A 2,869-nucleotide genomic window follows, 5' to 3' on the forward strand; every position below is an offset into this window, starting at 1 on the left:
TGCCGAAGGCGTGGCCGACGTCGACGTGATGGCGCACGGCCTGACCATCACCCTGATGGGAAAAAGCTCGATCGGCGAGCGCAGCATCGTCATCCATGCCAATGAGGACGACTTCTCCGACCCTGCCGGCAACTCGGGCGCACGCGTGGCCTGCGGCTATATCGATCTGGTCGAACTGCACATGCGGATGTAGAAACGCCGCTGCGCGCCAACCTGCTGAACGACTTTGCGGCCGTTCGCACGCCTATTCCAGATCCTGCACATACCAGTCCATCGCCTCGGCCAGACCTTCGCCGATGCGATGCGTCGGCGCATAGCCGAGCCGCGCGCGCGCCTTTGAAATGTCGGCGAGCGAGTGGCGCACGTCGCCGGCGCGGAAATCGCGGTAGACGGGCTTGAATCCGGCCAGATGCGGAAATTTCGGCGCGAGCAGGGCACGGATGGCTTCGAACAGCTGATTCAGCGTGGTGCGATCGCCCACCGCCACGTTGTAGACCTGGTTGGCCGCGTCCGCATGCTGGCTGGTGGCGGCGAGCAGGTTGGCCTGGATGACGTTGTCGATATAACAGAAGTCGCGGCTGGTTTCGCCGTCGCCGTTGATGTACACCGGCTCGTTGTGGATCATGCTCGCCACCCACTTCGGCACCACCGCGGCGTAGGCGCCGTCGGGATCCTGGCGGCGGCCGAAGATGTTGAAGTAACGCAGGCCGATCGATTGCATGCCGTAGCAGCGGCCGAACACGTCGGCGTACAACTCGTTCACCAGCTTGGTCACCGCATACGGCGACAACGGCTTGCCGATGACGTCCTCGACCTTGGGCAGGCCGGGGTAGTCGCCGTAGGTGGAGGAGGACGCGGCGTAGACGAAGCGCGCGACCCCGGCGTCGCGCGCGGCGACCAGCATGTCGAGAAAGCCGGTGTTGTTGGCGGCGTGGGTGGCGAGCGGGTCTTCCAGCGAGCGCGGCACCGAGCCGAGCGCGGCCTGGTGCAGCACGTAATCGACATCCTTGCAGACGGTATGACAGGTGATGAGATCACGGATGTCGCCGCGCTTGAAGCTGAAATTCGCCCAGCGCTCGGGACCGACGCCAGCCTGCACCTGCGCCAGATTCTTTTCGTGGCCGGTGGCGAAGTTGTCCAGCCCGACGACGCGCTGGTCGAGCAGCAACAGGGCTTCGACCAGGTTGCAGCCGATGAAGCCGGCAGCGCCGGTGACGAGCCAGGTTTTGGGCGCGGCGCGAAGCTGCGTTTTCAGCGCGTCGAACGCGGTCATTACAGTCTCCAGAGCGCGAAGCCGGCGGCTTCCACCGCAGCCGGATCGTAGGCCGACTTGACGTCGGTGAACGCGCCGCCCTTGTTCAATTTGGCGGTGAGCTCGGCAAACGGTTTTTCCAGGTAGGCGCTATGCGACACGGCCGCGACGATGGCATCGCATTGGGGGAGGTCGTCCCACGCGGTGAGGCTGATGCCGTATTCGTGTTCGGCTTCGCGGGTTTCGCCGAGCGGGTCGTGCACGCGCACGTCGCAGCCGAAGGACTGCAGTTCGCGGATGACGTCGACCACCTTGGAGTTGCGCAGGTCGGGGCAGTTTTCCTTGAAGGTGAGGCCGAGCACGTTGACCTTGGCGCCCTTCACCTGCACTCCGTTGGCGATCATCTTCTTCACCGTTTCCTGCGCCACGTAGGCGCCCATACCGTCGTTGATGCGGCGCCCGGCAAGGATCACCTGCGGATGGTAGCCGAGCATGTCGGCCTTGTGGGTGAGGTAGTAGGGATCGACGCCGATGCAGTGGCCGCCGACCAGGCCCGGACGGAAGGGCAGGAAGTTCCACTTGGTGCCGGCCGCTTTCAGCACTTCCAGGGTATCGATGCCGAGGCGGTGGAAAATCAGCGAGAGTTCGTTCATCAGCGCGATGTTGAGGTCGCGCTGGGTGTTTTCGATCACCTTGGCGGCCTCGGCCACCTTGATCGAGCTGGCGCGATGCACCCCGGCGGTGATGACGCTGCCATACAGTTCGGCTACCTTGTCCAAGGTGGCGGCATCGTCGCCCGACACCACTTTCACGATTTTCGTGATGGTGCGTTCCTTGTCGCCGGGATTGACGCGCTCGGGCGAATAGCCGACGTGGAAGTCTTGCCGCCATGTCATTCCCGACAGTTTTTCCAGAATCGGAATGCAGACCTCTTCGGTGGCGCCGGGGTAGACTGTGGATTCGTAGATGACGGTGGCGCCCTTTTTCATGTGCTTGCCGACCGTGGTGGAGGATCCGATCAGCGGCGAAAAATCCGGGATGTGCGCCGCGTCGACCGGGGTCGGCACGGCGACGATGATGAAGTCGGCCTGCGCCAGGTCGGCAGGGTCGGCGGTCACCGTCAATTGCGTGGCAGCCTTGAGGTCGGCCGTCGACACTTCGCCGGTGGGGTCGCAAAATCGACGGTAATGCTCGATTTTTTCAACCGAAAGGTCATAGCCGATGGTGGTCATTTTCTTGCCGAATTCCGTCGCCAACGGCAATCCCACGTAGCCCAGTCCGACAACCGCAACAACACTCATGCTTGGATTCCCCTATGAATAGAAAGTTTTTGCTGCCGCCCGGATTGTATCGAATTTGTGTGGCGCTGCTGGGCCACCGCCACCGGCCGACAGGGCACGCTTCCAGCAAGCGGCATACCAGTTGGGCGTTGCTGGCCCTGTTCGCCGCGCTGCCCGCCCACGCCGACGTGGCAGACACGCTGCTCATGGTGAAGCCGGGCGTGGTCGGCGTCGGCACCTTCAATCCCAGCGGCAGTCCGCGCGCCAACCTGCAGGGCACCGGCTTTGCGGTGCTCGACGGACGCTACGTGGTGTCGTGCGCGCACATCTTTCTCAG

General features: G+C 63.6%; 3 protein-coding genes and 1 pseudogene. 2 read left to right on the plus strand and 2 right to left on the minus strand.

Translation table 11 applies throughout. The features are described from left to right. On the plus strand, positions 1 to 193 hold a 193-nt coding region (locus Q0L94_RS04700; RefSeq protein ID WP_296750570.1), incomplete at its 5' end, for a superoxide dismutase family protein. A gap of 51 nt (positions 194 to 244) precedes the next feature. Here Q0L94_RS04700 and Q0L94_RS04705 read toward each other — a convergent pair. Further along, positions 245 to 1,273 carry an NAD-dependent epimerase/dehydratase family protein gene (locus tag Q0L94_RS04705; protein ID WP_296750572.1) on the minus strand — a complete coding sequence of 343 codons (1,029 nt, stop codon included), beginning with the start codon at positions 1,271 to 1,273 and terminating at the stop codon, positions 245 to 247. Next, positions 1,273 to 2,553, minus strand: a complete 1,281-nt coding sequence (locus Q0L94_RS04710) for a nucleotide sugar dehydrogenase (RefSeq protein WP_296750575.1) — start codon at positions 2,551 to 2,553, stop codon at positions 1,273 to 1,275. Before Q0L94_RS04710 ends, Q0L94_RS04705 begins: the two co-directional genes overlap by 1 nt. Positions 2,554 to 2,567: 14 nt before the next feature. Between Q0L94_RS04710 and Q0L94_RS04715 the strand changes: the two are divergent. Continuing rightward, positions 2,568 to 2,869, plus strand: a pseudogene (locus Q0L94_RS04715) (serine protease); the annotation flags it as partial.

It is taken from the genome of Thiobacillus sp. (genome assembly GCF_024708915.1).

Coding starts and splice junctions, on each gene's coding strand:
- Q0L94_RS04705 (WP_296750572.1), bottom strand. CDS start 1,273: ATGACCGCGTTCGACGCGCTGAAAACGCAGCTTCGCGCCGCGCCCAAA.
- Q0L94_RS04710 (WP_296750575.1), bottom strand. CDS start 2,553: ATGAGTGTTGTTGCGGTTGTCGGACTGGGCTACGTGGGATTGCCGTTG.